Annotated in this window: 17 protein-coding genes and 1 other RNA gene; 4 read left to right on the top strand and 14 right to left on the bottom strand. The window is 64.1% G+C overall.

Annotation, left to right across the window (positions count from 1 at the left end; all coding sequences use genetic code 11):
* Window positions 1–3: 3 nt before the first annotated feature.
* From KY379_RS08765 to rsmI, 14 genes are all read right to left on the bottom strand, one after another.
* Window positions 4–960, bottom strand: coding sequence for a D-alanine--D-alanine ligase (locus tag KY379_RS08765; RefSeq protein WP_133329856.1), 957 nt, complete (start codon window positions 958–960; stop codon window positions 4–6).
* The gene (gene murC / locus KY379_RS08760; RefSeq protein WP_133329854.1) at window positions 957–2405 is read right to left on the bottom strand and encodes a UDP-N-acetylmuramate--L-alanine ligase; all 1449 of its coding nucleotides are present in this window, start codon (window positions 2403–2405) and stop codon (window positions 957–959) included. The genes KY379_RS08765 and murC overlap by 4 nt, the downstream gene beginning before the upstream one ends.
* Complete coding sequence (gene murG / locus KY379_RS08755) at window positions 2398–3477, bottom strand: undecaprenyldiphospho-muramoylpentapeptide beta-N-acetylglucosaminyltransferase (RefSeq protein WP_196171536.1); 1080 nt, start codon at window positions 3475–3477, stop codon at window positions 2398–2400. The genes murC and murG overlap by 8 nt, the downstream gene beginning before the upstream one ends.
* Window positions 3467–4681, bottom strand: a complete 1215-nt coding sequence (gene ftsW / locus KY379_RS08750) for a putative lipid II flippase FtsW (RefSeq protein ID WP_133329850.1) — start codon at window positions 4679–4681, stop codon at window positions 3467–3469. Before ftsW ends, murG begins: the two co-directional genes overlap by 11 nt.
* Complete coding sequence (murD, locus tag KY379_RS08745) at window positions 4678–6024, bottom strand: UDP-N-acetylmuramoyl-L-alanine--D-glutamate ligase (protein ID WP_133329848.1); 1347 nt, start codon at window positions 6022–6024, stop codon at window positions 4678–4680. The genes ftsW and murD overlap by 4 nt, the downstream gene beginning before the upstream one ends.
* Window positions 6025–6030: 6 nt before the next feature.
* Window positions 6031–7113 (bottom strand): phospho-N-acetylmuramoyl-pentapeptide-transferase, encoded by a 1083-nt coding sequence (gene mraY / locus KY379_RS08740; RefSeq protein ID WP_133329847.1) that lies wholly within the window; start codon window positions 7111–7113, stop codon window positions 6031–6033.
* The gene (gene murF / locus KY379_RS08735) at window positions 7113–8480 is read right to left on the bottom strand and encodes a UDP-N-acetylmuramoyl-tripeptide--D-alanyl-D-alanine ligase (protein ID WP_261239608.1); all 1368 of its coding nucleotides are present in this window, start codon (window positions 8478–8480) and stop codon (window positions 7113–7115) included. Before murF ends, mraY begins: the two co-directional genes overlap by 1 nt.
* Window positions 8473–9960, bottom strand: coding sequence for a UDP-N-acetylmuramoyl-L-alanyl-D-glutamate--2,6-diaminopimelate ligase (locus tag KY379_RS08730; RefSeq protein ID WP_261239675.1), 1488 nt, complete (start codon window positions 9958–9960; stop codon window positions 8473–8475). Before KY379_RS08730 ends, murF begins: the two co-directional genes overlap by 8 nt.
* A complete protein-coding gene (locus KY379_RS08725; protein ID WP_165976084.1) occupies window positions 9960–11708 on the bottom strand; it encodes a peptidoglycan D,D-transpeptidase FtsI family protein in 1749 nt (582 codons plus the stop codon). The genes KY379_RS08730 and KY379_RS08725 overlap by 1 nt, the downstream gene beginning before the upstream one ends.
* Window positions 11708–12001: a cell division protein FtsL gene (gene ftsL, locus KY379_RS08720; RefSeq protein ID WP_133329841.1), complete on the bottom strand. Its 294-nt coding sequence runs from the start codon at window positions 11999–12001 to the stop codon at window positions 11708–11710. The genes KY379_RS08725 and ftsL overlap by 1 nt, the downstream gene beginning before the upstream one ends.
* The gene (rsmH, locus tag KY379_RS08715) at window positions 11998–12945 is read right to left on the bottom strand and encodes a 16S rRNA (cytosine(1402)-N(4))-methyltransferase RsmH (RefSeq protein ID WP_133329839.1); all 948 of its coding nucleotides are present in this window, start codon (window positions 12943–12945) and stop codon (window positions 11998–12000) included. Before rsmH ends, ftsL begins: the two co-directional genes overlap by 4 nt.
* Window positions 12942–13397, bottom strand: coding sequence for a division/cell wall cluster transcriptional repressor MraZ (gene mraZ, locus KY379_RS08710; protein ID WP_133329837.1), 456 nt, complete (start codon window positions 13395–13397; stop codon window positions 12942–12944). The genes rsmH and mraZ overlap by 4 nt, the downstream gene beginning before the upstream one ends.
* 308 nt (window positions 13398–13705) lie before the next feature.
* Window positions 13706–14079: RNase P RNA component class A (gene rnpB / locus KY379_RS08705), an RNA gene on the bottom strand.
* Between the two features lie 55 nt (window positions 14080–14134).
* Window positions 14135–14977, bottom strand: a complete 843-nt coding sequence (rsmI, locus tag KY379_RS08700; protein ID WP_165976083.1) for a 16S rRNA (cytidine(1402)-2'-O)-methyltransferase — start codon at window positions 14975–14977, stop codon at window positions 14135–14137.
* 220 nt (window positions 14978–15197) lie between these two features.
* Between rsmI and KY379_RS08695 the strand changes: the two genes are divergently transcribed.
* The 4 genes from KY379_RS08695 to KY379_RS08680 all read left to right on the top strand — a co-directional run bounded on the left by KY379_RS08695 (window position 15198) and on the right by KY379_RS08680 (window position 18640).
* The gene (locus KY379_RS08695) at window positions 15198–17015 is read left to right on the top strand and encodes a penicillin-binding protein activator (RefSeq protein WP_261239609.1); all 1818 of its coding nucleotides are present in this window, start codon (window positions 15198–15200) and stop codon (window positions 17013–17015) included.
* Window positions 17015–17386, top strand: a complete 372-nt coding sequence (locus KY379_RS08690) for a YraN family protein (RefSeq protein ID WP_261239610.1) — start codon at window positions 17015–17017, stop codon at window positions 17384–17386. Before KY379_RS08695 ends, KY379_RS08690 begins: the two co-directional genes overlap by 1 nt.
* Before the next feature lie 85 nt (window positions 17387–17471).
* The gene (locus KY379_RS08685; RefSeq protein WP_133329823.1) at window positions 17472–18065 is read left to right on the top strand and encodes a phosphoheptose isomerase; all 594 of its coding nucleotides are present in this window, start codon (window positions 17472–17474) and stop codon (window positions 18063–18065) included.
* The gene (locus KY379_RS08680; RefSeq protein WP_133329821.1) at window positions 18062–18640 is read left to right on the top strand and encodes a BON domain-containing protein; all 579 of its coding nucleotides are present in this window, start codon (window positions 18062–18064) and stop codon (window positions 18638–18640) included. Before KY379_RS08685 ends, KY379_RS08680 begins: the two co-directional genes overlap by 4 nt.
* Window positions 18641–18670 lie beyond the last annotated feature (30 nt).

Here is an 18670-nt window from a genome sequence, read left to right as displayed (position 1 = left end):
CTGTTAACCTCGCGTCTCGACGCTGTCGGCCAGGATCGCCAGCACCAGTTGCTGGAAGTCCAAGCCGGCCGCGCGGGCCGCCATGGGCACCAGGCTATGATCGGTCATGCCAGGTGCGGTATTGACTTCGAGCAGCCAGAACCGGCCCTGCTCGTCCTGCATCACGTCCAACCGGCCCCAGCCCTCGATGCCGATGGCATCGCAGGCGCGCGCGGTCAGGTCGATGAGCTCTTGCTCCTTGGCACTGTCCAGTCCGCAGGGAATGCGGTACTGAGTGTCATTGGCGATGTACTTGGCGTCGTAGTCGTAGAACACGTGTGGGGTGCCCAGGGCGATCGGCGGCAACACTTGGCCACGCAGTACCGCGATGGTGAACTCCGGGCCGTGAATCCATTGCTCGACCAGGACTTGCGAGTCGTAACGGGCGGCATCCCGCCAGGCAGCGACCAGCTCTTCCACGCTGTTCACCTTGGCCATGCCGATGCTGGAACCTTCATGGGCAGGTTTGACGATCAACGGGAAGCCCAGTTCCGTGCCGGCTGCAACGCAATCGTGCTCGCTGGCCAGCACTGCATGACGCGGGGTCGGAATGCCCAGGCTCTGCCACACCTGCTTGGTGCGCAACTTGTCCATGGCCAGGGCCGAGGCGAGGATGCCGCTGCCGGTGTAGGGAATCCCCAGGCATTCGAGCAGGCCTTGCATGCTGCCATCTTCACCGCCACGGCCGTGAAGGATGATGAAGGCACGGTCGATGCGCTCGTTCTGCAGGCGCACCAGCAGGTCGTCGCCGACGTCGATGGCGACCACGTCGACACCGGCGTCGGTGAGTGCCGCGATCACGGCGGCCCCGGACTTCAGCGAGACTTCACGCTCGGCACTCTTGCCACCGTAGAGCACGGCGACGCGGCCGAACGCCTTGGCATCCAGGGTCGTGTGCAGCTTGTCGTAGGCGCTGGTCATTTCGACTTCTCCTGCTTGGCGCCAGCGAACAGCGGGCTTTTCATCAGTTGCGGGGCCAGGCCGCCGACATCACCGGCACCCTGGCACAGCAGGATGTCGCCGGCACGCAGCAGCGGCTTGACCAGTGGCGCCAGCTCGGCGCCACGTTCGATGTAGATCGGGTCCAGCTTGCCGCGCTGGCGGATGCTGTGGCACAGCTGACGGCTGTCGGCGCCGGGGATCGGCTCCTCGCCGGCCGGGTAGACCTCCATCAGCAGCAGCACGTTGGCATCGCCCAGCACCTGGACGAAATCGTCGTACAGGTCGCGGGTGCGGCTGTAGCGGTGCGGCTGGTAGACGATCACCAGGCGCCGGCTCGGCCAGCCGCCACGCACGGCCTTGATCACCGCGGCGACCTCGGTCGGGTGGTGGCCGTAGTCGTCGACCAGCATCACGCTGCCACCTTCGACCGGCAGTTCGCCGTAGACCTGGAAGCGTCGGCCCACGCCCTGGAAGCCGGACAGGCCCTGGACGATGGCCTCGTCGCTGATGCCTTCGTCAGTGGCGATGGCGATGGTGGCCAAGGCATTGAGCACGTTGTGGTTGCCCGGCATGTTCACCGACACCTCGAGCGGCTCGCAGTCGCGGCGCAGCACGGTGAAATGGGTCTGCATGCCCTGCTGGCGCACGTTGATGGCGCGCACATCGGCCTCTTCGCTGAAACCGTAGGTGACGGTCGGACGCTTGACCTGGGGCAGGATCTCGCGCACCACCGGGTCGTCCAGACACATCACCGCCAGGCCGTAGAACGGCAGGTTGTGCAGGAACTCGACGAAGGTCTTCTTCAGCTTGTTGAAGTCACCTTCGTAGGTGGCCATGTGGTCGGCGTCGATGTTGGTGACCACGGCGACCATGGGCTGCAAGTGCAGGAAGCTGGCGTCGCTCTCGTCGGCTTCGGCGATCAGGTAGCGGCTGGTGCCGAGCTGGGCGTTGGTGCCGGCAGCGGTCAGGCGGCCACCGATGACGAAGGTCGGGTCCAGGCCACCGGCGGCGAATACCGAGGCCAGCAGGCTGGTGGTGGTGGTCTTGCCGTGGGTACCAGCCACGGCCACGCCGTGGCGATAGCGCATCAGCTCGGCGAGCATCTCGGCACGCGGCACGACCGGGATCCGACGTTCAAGTGCGGTGGCCACTTCCGGGTTGGCCGGGTTGATCGCGCTGGAAACCACCAGCACATCGGCATTGGCGGCATTCTCGGCGCGATGGCCGACGAAGATCTCGGCACCGAACGACTCCAGGCGCTCGGTGACCGGCGACACCTTGAGGTCGGAGCCGGACACTTCATAACCCAGGTTCAGCAGTACTTCGGCAATACCGCACATGCCCACGCCGCCGATACCGACGAAGTGGATACGACGGATACGGCCCATCTTCGGTTGAGGCATGGCTTTCTGGCTTTCAACCATGGGCCACCTCCAGGCAGATGTCGACCACGGTGCTGGTTGCTGCAGGTTTGGCCAGGCGCCGTGCGGTGCCGGCCATGGTGTGGAGTTTCTCGGGTTGCATCAGCACCTCGTTCAGGCGTTCAGCGAGCTGCGCTGCGCCAGTCGTAGCTTGTGGCATCAGGAAGGCGGCGCCCTCCCGAGCCAGGTATTGGGCATTGTGGGTCTGGTGATCGTCGATCGCGTGGGGCAAGGGCACCAGCATCGAGGGCAGGCCTGCCGCCGCCAGTTCGCTGACGGTCAGCGCACCGGCCCGGCAGACCACCATGTCGGCCCAGGCATAGGCCTGCGCCATGTCCGTGATGAATGGCTCGACCTGAGCCTCGACCCCCGCCTCGCGATAACGCTCGGCAGTGACCGCCGCGTGCTGCTTGCCGGCCTGATGGAAGACCATCGGTCGCAAGCTTTCCGGCACTTCGGACAGGGCCTTAGGCAACAATTTATTCAATGGTTCCGCGCCAAGGCTGCCACCGAGTACCAGCAGTCGCGCAGGCCGTTGACCAAGGGACTCTCGGGGCGCCTCGAGGAACAGTTCCGCGCGCACCGGATTGCCGGTGGTACGCAGCTTGTCGGTGCCCTGGAAGGTGCCGGGGAAGGCTTCGCAGACACGCGCCGACAATGGCACCAGCAAACGGTTGGCAGTACCCGCGCGGGCGTTCTGCTCATGGATGACCAGCGGCACACCACACAGGCGCGCGGCGACACCGCCGGGGCCGGTGACATAACCGCCGAAGCCCAGTACGCAGACCGGCTTGAGCTCACGGATGATGCGCCGCGCCTGCAGCACCGCTTTGACCAGGGTGAAAGGTGCCTTGAGCAACGACAGCTTGCCCTTGCCACGCAGGCCGCTGACCTGGATCAGGTGCAATGGCAAGCCTGCCTGAGGCACCAGCTCGTTCTCGATACCCCGCGGGGTGCCCAACCAATGCACGGCGTAACCCCGGGACTGGAACTCGCGGGCGCAAGCCAGGGCCGGGAACACGTGTCCACCGGTGCCACCGGCCATGATCAGTACGTTTTTGCCATCAGCGGCCATGACTGGTCTCCTCGGCAAAATCGCTCTCGTCGAACTCGTGCTCCTCGCTGCCCAGGTGCGTACGGCTCTCCCATTCGATGCGCAACAACAAGCCCACGCAGGCGCAGCAGATCACCAGCGAACTGCCGCCATAGCTGAGGAACGGCAAAGTCAGGCCCTTGGTCGGCAGCAGGCCGACGTTCACCCCGATGTTGATCAGGAACTGGCCGATCCACAGGAAGGCCAGGCCGAAGGCCATGTAGGCGGCGAAGAATTGCTTGGCCTTCTCGGCCCACAGCCCGATGTACAGTGCGCGCACGGTGACGAAAACGAACAGCGCGATGGTCACCAGCGAGCCGACCACGCCCAGCTCCTCGGCCAGCACCGAGAACACGAAGTCGGTGTGCGCCTCGGGCAGATAGAACTGCTTCTGCACGCTGTTGCCCAGGCCCACCCCGAGCCACTCGCCACGACCGAAGGCGATCAGCGCCTGGGTCAACTGGTAGCCGGAGCCGAACTGGTCGGACCAGGGGTCGGTGAAGGTGATCAGACGCGCCATCCGGTACGGCTGCGCCTGGACCAGAATGAACACCGCCACCACCGCCAGCACCACCATCAGGCTGAAGCGGAACAGCCCCACCCCGCCGAGGAACAGCATGGCCGCGGCTGCGCCCATCATCACCACGGTGGCGCCGAAGTCCGGCTCCATCAGCAGCAGGCCGGCCATCGGCAGCAGCACGATGAACGGCTTGAAGAAGCCCATCCAGCTCTCGCGCACCTCGGTCTGCCGGCGCACCAGATAGCCGGCGAGATAGATCACCACGAACACCTTGGCGATTTCCGAAGGCTGGACGTTGAAGAAACTGAAACCGATCCAGCGCATCGAGCCGTTGACCTCGCGCCCGATCCCCGGCACCAGCACCAGCACCAGCAGGCCGAAGGCGCCGATCAGCATCATGAAGCCCATGCGTTGCCAAGTGGCGATCGGCACCATCATGGTCGCGCCACAGGCGACCACGCCCAGGGCGACGTACACCAGGTGGCGGAACATGTGGTACAGCGGATTGCCCGATTGCAGGGCGGCCACTTCCGAAGACGCCGAGGTGATCATCACCAGGCCCAGGCCGAGCAGCGCCAAGCATCCGGCCAGGAAGGCGAAGTCCAGGTCGACGCCACGGCCGCTGATCAGCGGCGACGGGTAAGGCTTGAGAATGCCGAAGATCATGCCAACCCCTCCGCCGCCTGGGCGAACAGGCGCCCACGCTCTTCGAAGTTCTTGAACATGTCGAGACTGGCACAGGCTGGCGACAGCAGCACGGCATCGCCCTGTTGGGCCAGTTCGGCGCATTTGTGCACGGCCTCATCGAGGGTCTTGACCCGCACCAGTGGCACATCGTCACCCAAGGCATCAGCCAAGCGCTCGGCATCGCGACCGAGCAGCACCACGGCGCGGCAGAAACGCCTGACCGGTTCACGCAGGGCAGCGAAGTCGGCGCCCTTGCCATCGCCACCGGCGATCAGCACCAGCTTGCCTTCGATATCCGCACCCAGGCCTTCGATGGCGGCCAGCGCCGCACCGACGTTGGTGGCCTTGGAGTCGTCGTACCAGTTGACCCCGTCGCGCTCACGCACCCACTGACAGCGGTGAGCAAGGCCGGCAAATTCGCGCAGGGCCTGCAGCATCGGCTCAAACGGCAGCCCGACGGCATGCCCCAGGGCCAGTGCGGCCAGGGCATTGCTGTGGTTGTGCGCGCCACGGACCTTGAGCTCGCGAACCGGCATCAGGTTGCTGAACTCGTAGGCCAGGTATTTCTCGCCATCGACCTCACGCAGGCCGAACGCCTTGAAGTCGGGCTGGTTGAGACCGAAGGTCCAGCAAGGGCGACCCTCGACCGGCAGTGGCCGGCTCAGTGCGTCCTGGCGGTTGACCACCACCTGGCGCGCGCCGCGGAAGATCCGGTGCTTGGCCAGGTGATAGGCCGGCAGGCCACTGTAGCGGTCCATGTGGTCCTCGCTGATGTTCAGCACGGTGGCCACTTCGGCGTTGAGCTGATCGGTGGTTTCCAGCTGGAAGCTCGACAGCTCCAGGACATACAGTTCGACGTCGTCATCGAGCAGGTCCAGGGCCGGCGTGCCGAGATTGCCGCCAACGGCGACGCGCTTGCCGGCCTTGGCGGCCATCTCGCCGACCAGGGTGGTCACGGTGCTTTTCGCGTTGGAGCCGCTGATCGCGACGATCGGCGCCTTGGCATGCCGGGCGAACAACTCGATATCGCCCGACAGCACCACGCCGCGGGCAGCCGCCTGTTGCAGCGCCGGGGTGGCCAGGGCCAGGCCGGGGCTCACGTAGAGCTCGTTGGCGCGGCACAGGAAGTCGACATCCAGTTCGCCACAGCGTACTTCCACCTGCGGGTAATCACGGCGCAGGGTTTCCAGTTCCGGCGGTTGCTCGCGGGTATCGGCGACCGCAAAGGCAATGCCCCGGTTCGCCAGGAAGCGAACCAGGGACATGCCGCTCTTGCCGAGGCCGACAACGATGCGGAATTGGTCGGAAGCGATCAGTGACACGCTCGTCTACCTCAGTTTCAGGGTTGCAAGGCCGACCAGCACCAGAATCACGGTGATGATCCAGAATCGGACGATCACCCGCGGCTCAGGCCAGCCCTTGAGTTCAAAGTGGTGATGGATCGGCGCCATGCGGAAAACGCGCTTGCCGGTGAGCTTGAACGAGGCCACCTGGATCACCACCGACAGGGTTTCCATGACGAATACCCCGCCCATGATGAACAGCACGATTTCCTGGCGCACGATCACGGCGATGGTGCCCAGCGCGGCGCCGAGGGCCAGGGCGCCGACGTCGCCCATGAACACCTGGGCCGGATAGGTGTTGAACCACAGGAAGCCCAGGCCGGCGCCGATCAGCGCGCCGCAGAACACGATCAGCTCACCCGAGCCCGGTACGTACGGGATCAACAGGTACTCGGCGAATTTCACGTTGCCCGACAGGTAGCAGAAGATGCCCAGGGCACCACCCACCATCACCGTCGGCATGATCGCCAGGCCGTCGAGGCCATCGGTCAGGTTGACCGCGTTGCTCGAGCCGACGATGACGAAATAGGTCAGCACCACGAAGCCGATACCCAGCGGAATGGTGACGTCCTTGAGAAACGGTACGATCAACGTGGTTTCGACGCTGGTTGGCGCGGTCATGTACAGGAACACGGCAGCGCCCAGACCGAACACCGACTGCCAGAAGTACTTCCAGCGGCTCGGCAAGCCACGCGAGTTCTTTTCGATCACCTTGCGGTAGTCGTCGACCCAGCCGATGGCCCCGAACAACAGGGTGACGATCAGCACGACCCATACGTAGCGGTTGGTCAGGTCGGCCCACAGCAAGGTGCTGATGGCGATGGCGGACAGGATCAGCGCGCCACCCATGGTCGGGGTGCCGGACTTGGACAGGTGCGATTGCGGGCCGTCGTTACGAACGGCCTGACCGATCTGGCGGATCTGCAGGGTGCGAATCATCCACGGCCCCAGCCACAGCGCCAGGGACAACGCCGTCAGTACACCCAGGATGCCGCGCAGGGACAGGTACTGAAAGACCGCGAAGCCTTTATGGAACTGTTGCAGATACTCGGCCAACAGCAGCAGCATTAATGTTTCTCCCCGCTGGCACCGCACAGTGCGGCCACGACGTTTTCCATCGCAGCGCTGCGCGAGCCCTTGATCAAGATTGTGGTTTCGCTGGCAGTCTCGGCCAGAACGGCGTCGATCAGTTCAGCTTGAGTAGCGAAATGGCGCCCATTGGCGCCGAACGCCTGGACCGCGTGAATCATGTTGGTACCGACCGCATACAGAGCATCGACCTTGCCACGGGCATAGTCGCCCACCTGCCGATGACCCTCTTCGGCCCATTGTCCGAGCTCGCCGATATCGCCGAGCACCAGAACGGTGCGCCCGGAAAAGCCGGCGAGTATATCAATGGCCGCGCACATCGAGGTGGGATTTGCGTTGTAGCTGTCGTCGATCACCCGTACGCCGTTCGGCGCGATCTGCGCCACGCTCCGGCCCTTGACCGGCTGCACGGCGCTCAGGCCTGCGGCGATGCCGTTGAGAGTCAGACCAATGGCATGCGCGGCGGCGGCAGCGGCCAGGGCATTGCTGACGTTGTGGGTGCCGAGCAGGTTCAACTGCACGGCGACACTGCCATCGGGCCCATGCAGGGTGAACGAGGGGCAGCCACGGGCATCACGGCCGATATCGCTGGCATGGAAATCGGCTTGTGGGTTGTCCAGGGCGAAGCTCAGCACACGATGGCCGCCGGCACGCTTGCGCCAGATATCGAAGGCTTTGTCGGCCAGGTTGAGGATGGCCGTACCACCGTCGCTCAGGCCTTCGAGGATTTCACCCTTGGCCTCCACGATTTTCTCGGGGCCGCCGAACTCACCGACGTGGGCAGTTCCGGCATTGTTGATGATGACCACCTGCGGCTGGGTCAGGCCCACCGTATAGCGAATCTCGCCAATGCGCGAGGCGCCCAACTCGATCACCGCTGCACTGTGCTCCGGAGCGATTTCCAGCAGGGTCAGCGGCGCACCGAGGTCGTTGTTCAGGTTGCCCCGGGTGGCGTGTACCGGACCGCGGGTACGCAGGATACAGGCGAGCATTTCCTTGACCGTGGTCTTTCCGCTGGAGCCGGTGATGGCCACCACCGGCTTGTCGAACCGCGCACGGTTCAGCGCACCGAGCTGGCCCAGGGCCAGGCGGCTGTCGGCGACCACCAACTGTGGCAGGGAGACGCCGCTGATTTCACGCTCGACCAGTGCCGCCACGGCACCCTTGGCCTGCACATCGGCCAGGTAGTCGTGGCCGTCGAAACGCGGGCCGGCCAGGGCAACGAACAGTTGTCCGGCGCCAACGCTGCGGCTGTCGATACTGACGCCGGTGAAGCGGGCGTCGCTGCCCACCAGACGCGCCTTCAACACGCCGGTCAATTGACTGAGAATCATGGGTTCAAGCATGGGGAGCCTCCCAGGCTGCAAGTGCCTTTTCGGCTTCGATCAGATCGGAGAAGGCATGGCGCTGGCCATGGATCTCCTGGTAGTCCTCATGCCCTTTGCCGGCCAGGACGATGACGTCGTCCGCCGCTGCAGTGGCGATCAGGTGGGCAATGGCTTCGCCACGACCTGCGACGAATTCGACGTTCTCCGGCTTGGCGAAGCCTGGGCGGATGTCGTCGAAGATGCCCAGCGGGTCTTCGGTGCGCGGATTGTCGTCGGTGACCAGCACGCAGTCGGCCAGGCGCTCGGACACCTCGGCCATCAGGGGACGCTTGCCACGGTCACGGTCGCCGCCACAGCCGAACAGGCACAACAAACGGCCGTGGGCGTGCGGGCGCAGCGCTTCGAGCACTTTTTCGAGGGCATCGGGGGTGTGCGCGTAGTCGACCACCACCAGAGGTTTGTCACCGCCACCCAGGCGCTGCATGCGGCCCACAGGGCCCTGCAATTGCGGGGTGACCTTGAGGATCTCGTCCAGCGGATATTCCAGCGCCAACAGCGTGGCGACTGCAGCGAGCATGTTGCTCAGATTGAAGCGGCCCAACAGCTGGCTGCGCAGGGTCCGCTCGCCTTGGGCGGTGACCAGTGTCGCGCGTACGCCATCGTCGCTAAACTGCGCTTGGCGGCAGTACAGCGAGGCCTCAGGGTCGTCCAGGCTGTAGCTGAGCAGGCGCGTCTCGACGTGTTCGACACTTGGACGGCGGGCGAAATCGGCGGCCAGTCGGCGGCCGAAATCGTCGTCCAGGTTCACCACCTGACAGCGCAGGTTCGGCCACGCGAACAACTTCGCCTTGGCCGCCTCATAGGCCTGCATGCTGCCATGGTAATCGAGGTGGTCACGTGACAGGTTGGTCATCACCGCGATGTCGAACGCCAGCGCCGCGACACGACCCTGCTCCAGGGCATGGGAAGAGACCTCCATCGCCACAGCCTTGGCACCGGCCTTTTTCAGGTCGTTCAGGGTCGACTGCACGGTGATCGGATCCGGCGTGGTCAGGCGTCCGCTTTGCAGCTCGCCATAGAAACCCGTGCCCAGGGTGCCGATCATCCCGCAAGGCTTGCCCAGGGCGTCGAGCGCCTGCGCCACCAACTGGGTCACGCTGGTCTTGCCATTGGTGCCGGTGACTCCGACCAGGTCGAGTTGGCGGCTGGGCTCGCCATAGAAACGACCGGCGATATCCGACAGTTGCGCGACCAGACCTTTGACCGGAATCAGCGGCACATCGGTCAGTGGCAGCACAGTGGCACCGTGCTCTTCATAGGCCACCGCGGCAGCCCCCCGCGCCAACGCGTCGGCAATATGCTCGCGGCCGTCGACCTTGGCCCCCGGCACGGCCAGGAACAGATCCCCCGGACGCACCTGGCGGCTGTCGAGGGTGAGCTCACGGATCAACGGGTCGCGGCTGGCGTGGGCGAACAGCTTGCTCAATGGCATCGTCATCATCCACGCCCTCCCTTGGCGGGTACCGTACTGGCTGGCGCCGCGTTGACCTGCTGCTGCTCGCTCGGCGGCGGCAGGTTGTCGGGAGCCACGTTCATCAGGCGCAGGGTGCCCGACATGACCTTGCTGAATACCGGTGCCGATACCAGACCGCCGAAGTAACCGCCTTTTCTCGGCTCGTCGATCACCACGACGATCGCGTAGCGCGGATCGCTCATCGGGCCGAAGCCGGCAAACAGCGAGCGGTAGGCATTCTCGGTGTAACCCTTGGACCCCACGGTGGCTTTACGCGCCGTACCCGACTTGCCGGCCACGTGGTAGAACGGCACCTGGGCGCGATACACACCACGCGGCGCCTCGATCACTTGCTGCAGCATGCCCTGGATGGTCTTGGCGGTATCCTTGGGAATCGCCTGCACCGCCTCCGGCGTCTTGTCGACCTTGAGGATCGACAGCGGCACCATCTTGCCGTCGTTGGCCAGCGCTGCGTAGGCATGCACCAGTTGCAGGGCGGTGACCGACACGCCATAGCCATAGGACAAAGTGGCCGTCTCGGCTTTGCGCCACTCACGGTGGTTGGGCAGGTTGCCCACGCGCTCGCCAGGGAAGCCCAGGCCGGTGTATTGACCCAGCCCCAGCTGCGACATGACCCGATAGATCGCCTCGCCGCCGATATCGAAGGCCACCTTGCTCATGCCGACGTTACTGGAGTTGATCAGAATGCCGGTCAGGTCGAGGATCGGCCCCTCGCTGCGGGAGACGTCCCTGATGGTATAGCGACCGATCTGCAGGCTGCCCGGATAGACTTCGACCTTGTCGGTGGGCTTCCAGCGGCCGCTTTCCAAGGCAGCACTCATGGAAATCGGCTTAACCGTCGAGCCGGGCTCGAACACGTCGATGATGGCGCGGTTGCGCATCGCCGAGGGGAACATGCTACGGCGGTTGTTCGGGTTGTAGGTCGGCTGATTGACCATGGCCAGCACTTCGCCAGTCTTGACGTCCATGATCACCAGGCTGCCGGCCTTGGCATCCTGCTCGGCGATGGCGTTGCGCAGTTCGCGGGTAGCCAGGTATTGCAGGCGCAGGTCTATCGACAACGCCAAGGTCTTCCCGGCCTTGGCGTTCTTGGTTACCTGGATGTCCTTGATCAGCCGACCGCGCCGGTCCTTGATGACCTGGCGCTTGCCAGGCACCCCGGCGAGCCATTCGTCATAGGCCAGCTCCACCCCTTCGCGACCGTGGTCGTCCAGGTCGGTGAAGCCGACCATGTGCGCCGTGACATCGCCGGCAGGATAGAAGCGGCGAAACTCTTCAAGACCATAGACACCGGGCACTTTCAGATCGAGCACATGCTGGCCCTGCTCCGGGGTCAGGCCACGGACCAGGTAGATGAATTCCTTGTTCGCCTGTTGGGTCAGGCGATCGGCCAATTGCTGGGGATTCTGCCCAAGTGCGGCGGCCAGTTGCGGCCAGCGCTCCTTCGATGCCTGCATCTCCTTGGGGTTGGCCCACAGGGTGGTGACTGGGGTACTCACCGCCAACGGCTCGCCATTGCGGTCGGTGATCAAGCCACGGTGTGCAGGAATGGCAATGTGCCGCAAACTGCGCGCATCGCCCTGGCCCTTCAGGAAGTCGCGATCGACCACCTGCAGGTCGATGATGCGCCAGCAGATAGCACCGACCATCAGCGCCAGCAGGCCGAGGACTACGCGGAAGCGCCAGGGGTAGAGTGCGCCCTCGAGTTTCATCATGGCGCCACCATCCGCACTTCGTCAGCAGCGGGTACCCGCATCTTCAACTGTTCGGTGGCCAGGGTCTCGATCCGACTGGAGGCGGTCCAGGTACTTTGCTCGAGAATCAGCCGCCCCCACTCGGCCTGGGCCTTGTCGCGCTCGTTCAGCTCGCCGTACAGCGTATTGAGCAACTGGCGATTCCAATGCGCGCTATAGGACACCGCGATGGCCGAAATCAGGACAGCGACGAACAGCAGGAGCATCAGGAAGCTCCCGCCCGGCAAAGGCTTGGCGAACAGCCGGCTCACCGAAGCTTCTCCGCCACCCGCATGACGGCGCTGCGCGCCCGCGGATTGGCCTTGAGCTCGGCGTCGGAGGCGAACTGCGCCTTGCCGATGAGGCGGATCTTCGGCTCGAAGGCCTTGTGCTGGACCGGCAGGTTGCGCGGCAGATTATCGGCCTCGCCCTTGACCAGCTTGCGCATGAACAGCTTGACGATGCGATCTTCAAGCGAGTGGAAGCTGATGACCACCAGACGGCCACCCACTTCCAGTGCTTCGAGCGCGGCGTCCAGACCCGCCTCGAGGTCGCCCAGTTCGTTGTTGACGTGGATGCGCAAGCCTTGGAACGCCCGGGTGGCAGGGTTCTTGCCCTTTTCCCAGGCCGGATTGGCGACCTTGAGCACTTCGGCCAGATCGGCGGTACGGGTGAAAGGCTGGGTTTCCCGGCGTTCGACGACGGCCCGGGCCATGCGCCCGGCAAAGCGTTCTTCGCCGTACTCCTTGAACACCCGGGCGATCTCCTCCACCGGCGCCGTGGCGATGAACTCGGCGGCGCTGATGCCCTGATTCGGGTTCATGCGCATGTCCAGCGGGCCGTCATTGAGGAAGCTGAAGCCACGTTCGGGGTCATCGAGCTGTGGCGAGGACACACCCAGGTCGAGCAGCACACCGCTGACCTTGCCACTAAGGCCGCGCGCGGCGACTTCGTCACCCAGCTCGGCAAAGCTGCGCTGCACAATGACAAAGCGGCCGTCTTCGGCCGCCAGCGCTTGCCCGGTGGCAATCGCTTGAGGATCTTTGTCGAACCCCAGCAGCCGCCCTTGCGGCCCGAGTTTACTGAGGATCAGCCGGCTGTGCCCGCCACGTCCGAAGGTGCCGTCCAGATAGCAACCGTCGGCGCGCAGGGCCAATGCCTCGACAGCTTCGTCGAGCAGGACGGTGATGTGGTTGAAGCCGCTATCTATGGTCACAGGATCAGGTCACGCAAATCGTCGGGCATCGCGCCCGGTTGTTGGATAGCTGCGAGGTCGGCTGCCGAAACCGCGTTCCAGGCTTCCTCATCCCACAGCTGGAATTTGTTCAGTTGCCCCACCAGCATCGCCTTCTTGTCGAGCTTGGCGTACTCGCGCAGACGGGGCGGTACCAGGAAACGGCCACTGCCGTCGAGCTCCAGGTCCACCGCATTGCCGATCAGCAAACGCTGCAGGCGACGGTTTTCCTCACGCAACGACGGCAACGCTCGCAACTTGGCTTCTATCTGTTCCCATTCATCGAGGGGATAAACACATAAGCAGGGGTCAACTGCGTCGATGGTCACGATCAGCTGGCCATTGCAACGCGAATCGAGCTCGTCGCGGTACCGGCTCGGCATGGCGAGACGGCCCTTTGCATCGAGGCTGACGGCGTTGGCTCCGCGGAACACGGCTGCGATTCCTCACAATGGTAGCGTTTTTGTGCCAGAAAACCCACTTCATCCCACTTTCTGCCACTTGCGCACACTATAGGAATCCGTCCGCTGCACCGTCAAGGTACGTTCATAAGGAAAACCCTTACAGGACCGAGATTTAGCGCAATAAAGGAAGGGAGAAGGATTGCCAAGACAAGAAAAAAGCGTGAAAAATCAAACCCACTCAAACGGATCGAGTTCAAAGTTAAAGTGATTTATCAAGAGTAAGATCTTTTCGGTATTACCAGGAGGCTTCTGCTATCGATTCAAGCAGGAGGGGGAAGGTGGAGAGTCGATCTGTAAGCCGGGTTTTGTCGAGGACAGTCATTCCTCTACGACGGCCATCACTGGACGCCTCTAGCAACCTACCCGGTTCCGACGCGGGCCACGCCTGATGGAACCCTATTTGGTCTTGCTCCGAGTGGGGTTTACCTAGCCACGAACTGTTGCCAGACGTGCGGTGCGCTCTTACCGCACCTTTTCACCCTTACCGGCACCGAAGTGCTTAGGCGGTTATTTTCTGTGGCACTTTCCGTAGGCTCGCGCCTCCCAGGCGTTACCTGGCACTCTGCCCTATGGAGCCCGGACTTTCCTCCCCCTGCTGCTACACAACAAAAGTTGCGGAACAAAAGCAGGCAGCGACTGTCCGATCGACTCTCCGCCGACAAGGTTACCGGCAGGCACGCCCAAGAACAAGCGATACCGTTACACCTTCATTGGCTTTTCTGTTTTTCGAGGGCCGCCTGGTACAGCAGGTTCTTGCGCACACCGGTGATTTCCGCGGCCAGTGCAGCTGCGCGCTTGAGTGGCAACTCGGCCAGCAACAGATCCAGCACACGCATGGCCTCGCCACTGATGGCCTGCTCAGCCTCAGGCGGCGTCCAGCCACCGACCAGCACCACGCACTCTCCCCGCTGCTGATTACTGTCGCCCGCGACGAAGGCGCGCAACTCGGCCAGCGGCAGCCCTTTGAGCGTCTCGAAGGTCTTCGTCAGTTCACGGGCCAGTAGCGCCGGACGCTCGCCGCCGAATACCGCCTCCATGTCCTCGAGGCACTCGAGGATGCGATGGGGCGCCTCGTAGAAAATGAGCGTACGCGCCTCTTCCTTGACTTGTTCCAGGCGAGCACGACGCCCGACCGCCTTGGCTGGCAGAAACCCTTCGAAGATGAAACGATCCGACGGCAGGCCGGCCGCCGACAGGGCGGCGATCAGCGCGCACGCTCCCGGCACCGGAACCACGTTGACCCCGGCCGCCCGAGCCTGACGCACCAGGTGGTAACCGGGATCGGAAATCAGCGGCGTACCGGCATCGGAGACCAGTGCCACATCCTCTCCGGCCAGCAGCTTGGTGATGAAACGCCCGCCTTCGTCGCGCTCGTTGTGCTCATGACAGGCCGCCAGTGGCGTGTCGATACCGAAGTGCTGCAGCAGACGGATGGAGTGCCGGGTGTCCTCGGCGGCGATCAACGCCACGCCTCCCAGCACCTTCAGCGCGCGGGCGCTCATGTCGTCGAGATTGCCGATCGGGGTCGCGACCACGTACAGCGTCCCCATCACGGATTTCGAAGCCCCTGCCACATCAGTCACTGCACGCACCTGCCTTTCGGATCAAAGGCGTCATTGTAGCCCGAGCGCTTGTCACAGCGCGCAAAGAACTTGGCGAGCATCCCGTTTTCAGCCACCTATAGTGAAGGTTCGACGCCGCCAAGATCGCGCCCGGGCCCCGGCTTGGGTACAATTGCCGGCCAACTTGATCGAGTAACAGGACTTTTACATGATCGCTTGCCTGCGGCTGTTCACAGCCCTCTGCTTCGCTGCCCTGCTCGCAGCCTGCGCCAGCTCGCCCTCATCCAGCCTGGGCGAACTGCCACGCACCCCGGATGCCAGCATCGAACAGCTGCTCGACAAGGCGGCCAACAGCAAGTCGCCCGAGGATGCTGCGCTGCTGCGCCTGAGCGCCGCGGACCTTGCCTACAAGCAGAAGGACTACCCGCGCTCGGCAGGTATTCTCCAGCAGGTACCGCTGGACAGCCTCAAGCCGGCCCAACAGGTGTTCGCCAGCACCCTGGCGGCCGAACTGGCCATGAGCCGCAACCAGCCCAAGGCAGCACTGAGCGCGCTGTCGCACCCAAGCCTGGCACGTCTCGCCGAACTCCCCGAGGCACAGCAGGCACGCACCTACAACGTTCATGCCGCCGCCCTCGAAGCCGACGGCCAGACCCTGGCCGCCGCCCAGCAGCGCGTGCTGCTCGCACCGCTGCTCAGCGGCCAGGCGGCCGACGCCAACGCCGACTCTATCTGGGCCCTGGTGGCCTCGCTGCCAGCCGAGCAACTGCAACAACCCACCAATGACGCCACCCTGGCCGGCTGGACCAGCCTGGCACTGGCGGTGAAAACCGCCGGCACCCTGGAGCAGCAACAGGCCGCCATCGATACCTGGCGCACCCAACACCCCGACCACCCTGCCGCCAAGCAATTGCCCTCGGCACTGGTCAAGCTCAAGGAACTGGCCAGCCAGCCGCTGACCAAGATCGCCCTGCTGCTGCCCCAGGAAGGCCCTCTGGCCAATGTTGCCCGTGCCTTGCGTGACGGCTTCATGGCCGCGCACTTCCAAGCCCAGCAGAGCGGCCAGCCGGCCCCCACCGTGCAGGTCTTCGACAGCTCGCGCATCGGTTCCCTGGATGACTTCTACCGTCAGGCGCAGGCTGCTGGCGTGCAACTGGTCGTCGGCCCCCTGGAAAAGTCGCTGGTGAAGAAGATCGCCGCCTACCCGCAACTGCCGATCACCACCCTCGCCCTGAACTATGCCGACGCCGGCCAGAAGGCCCCGCCGCAACTGTTCCAGTTCGGCCTGGCCGCCGAAGACGAAGCCCGCGAAGTAGCTCGCCGCGCCCACGCCGACGGCATGGTCCGCGCCGTGGCCATGGTGCCGAGCGGCGAATGGGGCGATCGGGTACTCGCCGCATTCCGCCAGGACTGGGAAGCCAACGGCGGCACCCTGCTCGCCGCCGAACGTATTGCACAGCCGGTAGCGCTGGCCCAGCAGATCGCTGACCTGTTCCAGCTGCGCCAGAGCGAAGCCCGCGCCAAGAGCCTGCAAAGCACGGTGGGCGGCAATCTTTCCGCACAGCCATCGCGCCGCCAGGACATCGACTTCCTGTTCCTCGCCGCCACCCCGCAGCAGGCCCAGCAGATCAAACCGACCCTGAATTTCCAGTACGCCGGCGACGTACCGGTCTATGCCACCTCGAACCTGTACAGCGCCAGCGGTGACGTCAACCAGTACAACGACATGAACGGTATCCGCTTCTGCGAAACGCCGTGGCTGCTCGACACCAGCAACAGCCTGCGCCAGCAGGTGGTGCAACAGTGGCCGCAAGCCGCCGGTAGCCTGGGTCGCCTGTACGCCATGGGCGTCGATGCCTACAGCCTGGCCCCCCGTCTGGATCAGCTCAAGGCGCTGCCCGACAACCGCATCCAGGGCCTGTCCGGCAGCCTGAGCATCAACCCTGCACAGCGCATCGAGCGTCAGCTGCCATGGGCCGAATTCTCCGGCGGCCAAGTCAAGCGCCTGCCGGACACTCCACGCTGATGACGCAGGCATCGCCTGCGAGCGCCGGTAACAGCGCAGAAAACCAGGCCCTTGGCTTCCTCCAGGAGCAGGGCTTGCGCCTACTGACACGCAACTGGCGATGCAAAGGCGGTGAGCTTGATCTGGTCATGCTCGACGCCGATACAGTAGTATTCGTCGAAGTCCGCTATCGGCTACACGCGAGCTTCGGCGGCGCCCTCGGGAGTATCGACGGGCGCAAGCAGAAAAGGCTGGTGCATGCCGCCAGCCTGTTTCTACAAAGGGAGCCCCGTTGGGCAGAACACCCCTGCCGCTTCGACGTTGTCGCCCTGCAGGGCAGCCACCACGCAGGCCAACCGCTGCAATGGTTGAAGAACGCCTTCGAATGCTGAACCCAATCCGTTTTTTTGCTCTATGTTTCGCGGGCTGGTCCCTGTTGCGCGTCGCGCCGGCCACCGCCCCACTTAAGGTCACCAGATGGACATGCAATCCCGAATTCGCCGGCTCTTCCAAGCCAGCATCGACACCAAGCAACAGGCAATGGACATCCTGGCACCGCACATCGAGCAAGCCAGCCTGGTCATGGTCAACGCCCTGCTCAACGAGGGTAAGATGCTCGCCTGCGGCAATGGCGGCTCGGCCGGCGACGCCCAGCATTTTTCCTCCGAGCTGCTCAACCGCTTCGAGCGCGAGCGCCCGAGCCTGCCAGCCATCGCGCTGACCACCGACAGCTCGACGCTGACCTCGATCGCCAATGACTACAGCTACAACGAAGTCTTCTCCAAGCAGATCCGCGCACTGGGCCAACCCGGTGACGTGCTGCTGGCGATTTCCACCAGCGGCAACTCGGCCAACGTGATTCAAGCGATCCAGGCGGCACATGATCGCGAAATGATTGTCGTAGCTTTGACTGGACGTGACGGAGGCGGCATGGCCTCGCTGTTGCTGCCGGAGGACGTGGAGATCCGCGTTCCTTCGTCGGTGACCGCACGCATCCAGGAAGTCCACCTGCTGGCGATCCACTGCCTATGCGACCTGATCGACAGCCAACTGTTCGGGAGTGAAGAATGATCCCCAAGCGCCTCGGCCTGATGGCCCTGACCCTTTGCCTGAGCGTTACCGGCTGCAGCTCGGTACTGACCTCAACCCGCAACTCACCGATCGAGGATGATCGCGGCACACGCACCATTGGTAGCAAGATCGACGACTCGCTGATCGAAACCAAGGCCGCGGTGAACATCGCCAAGGCCAGCCCCGACCTGGACAAGGGTTCGCACATCGTCGTCAGCAGCTACAACGGTATCGTTCTTCTGGCCGGGCAGACGCCACGCGCCGATCTGAAGAACCTGGCCGAGCAGACCGCCAGCCAGGTACAACGGGTCAAGAAGGTCCACAACGAACTGCAGGTGATGCAGCCCTCCTCGATCCTGGCGCGCAACAACGACGCCTGGCTGACCACCAAGATCAAGACCCAGATGCTGACCGACAGCGCCGTGCCCAGCTCGCGCATCAAGGTCATCACCGAAAACGGTATCGTCTACCTGTTGGGCCTGGTGACCCAGCAGGAGGCCAACTCTGCCACCGCCGTGGTACAAGGCGTGTCGGGCGTACAGAAGATCGTCAAGCTGTTCGAGTACATCGACTGACGCGTCGGTGCAGGCCCTAAAGAAAAGGCG

It is taken from the genome of Pseudomonas sp. HD6422, assembly GCF_025377065.1.
GTDB classification, from domain to species: Bacteria; Pseudomonadota; Gammaproteobacteria; order Pseudomonadales; family Pseudomonadaceae; genus Aquipseudomonas; species Aquipseudomonas putida_U.
Note: the sequence above shows the minus strand (reverse complement) of the source record. Positions and strands in the feature narration are given on the sequence as shown.

Bases quoted from the DNA above. Each gene is read 5' to 3' on its own strand.
- KY379_RS08730 (WP_261239675.1), bottom strand. From the start codon at position 9,960: ATGACGATGCCATTGAGCAAGCTGTTCGCCCACGCCAGCCGCGACCCG.
- murC (WP_133329854.1), bottom strand. From the start codon at position 2,405: ATGGTTGAAAGCCAGAAAGCCATGCCTCAACCGAAGATGGGCCGTATC.
- KY379_RS08695 (WP_261239609.1), top strand. From the start codon at position 15,198: ATGATCGCTTGCCTGCGGCTGTTCACAGCCCTCTGCTTCGCTGCCCTG.
- KY379_RS08690 (WP_261239610.1), top strand. From the start codon at position 17,015: ATGACGCAGGCATCGCCTGCGAGCGCCGGTAACAGCGCAGAAAACCAG.
- murF (WP_261239608.1), bottom strand. From the start codon at position 8,480: ATGCTTGAACCCATGATTCTCAGTCAATTGACCGGCGTGTTGAAGGCG.
- mraY (WP_133329847.1), bottom strand. From the start codon at position 7,113: ATGCTGCTGCTGTTGGCCGAGTATCTGCAACAGTTCCATAAAGGCTTC.
- KY379_RS08765 (WP_133329856.1), bottom strand. From the start codon at position 960: ATGACCAGCGCCTACGACAAGCTGCACACGACCCTGGATGCCAAGGCG.
- KY379_RS08685 (WP_133329823.1), top strand. From the start codon at position 17,472: ATGGACATGCAATCCCGAATTCGCCGGCTCTTCCAAGCCAGCATCGAC.
- KY379_RS08680 (WP_133329821.1), top strand. From the start codon at position 18,062: ATGATCCCCAAGCGCCTCGGCCTGATGGCCCTGACCCTTTGCCTGAGC.
- rsmI (WP_165976083.1), bottom strand. From the start codon at position 14,977: ATGGGGACGCTGTACGTGGTCGCGACCCCGATCGGCAATCTCGACGAC.
- ftsW (WP_133329850.1), bottom strand. From the start codon at position 4,681: ATGATCTTCGGCATTCTCAAGCCTTACCCGTCGCCGCTGATCAGCGGC.
- murG (WP_196171536.1), bottom strand. From the start codon at position 3,477: ATGGCCGCTGATGGCAAAAACGTACTGATCATGGCCGGTGGCACCGGT.
- KY379_RS08725 (WP_165976084.1), bottom strand. From the start codon at position 11,708: ATGAAACTCGAGGGCGCACTCTACCCCTGGCGCTTCCGCGTAGTCCTC.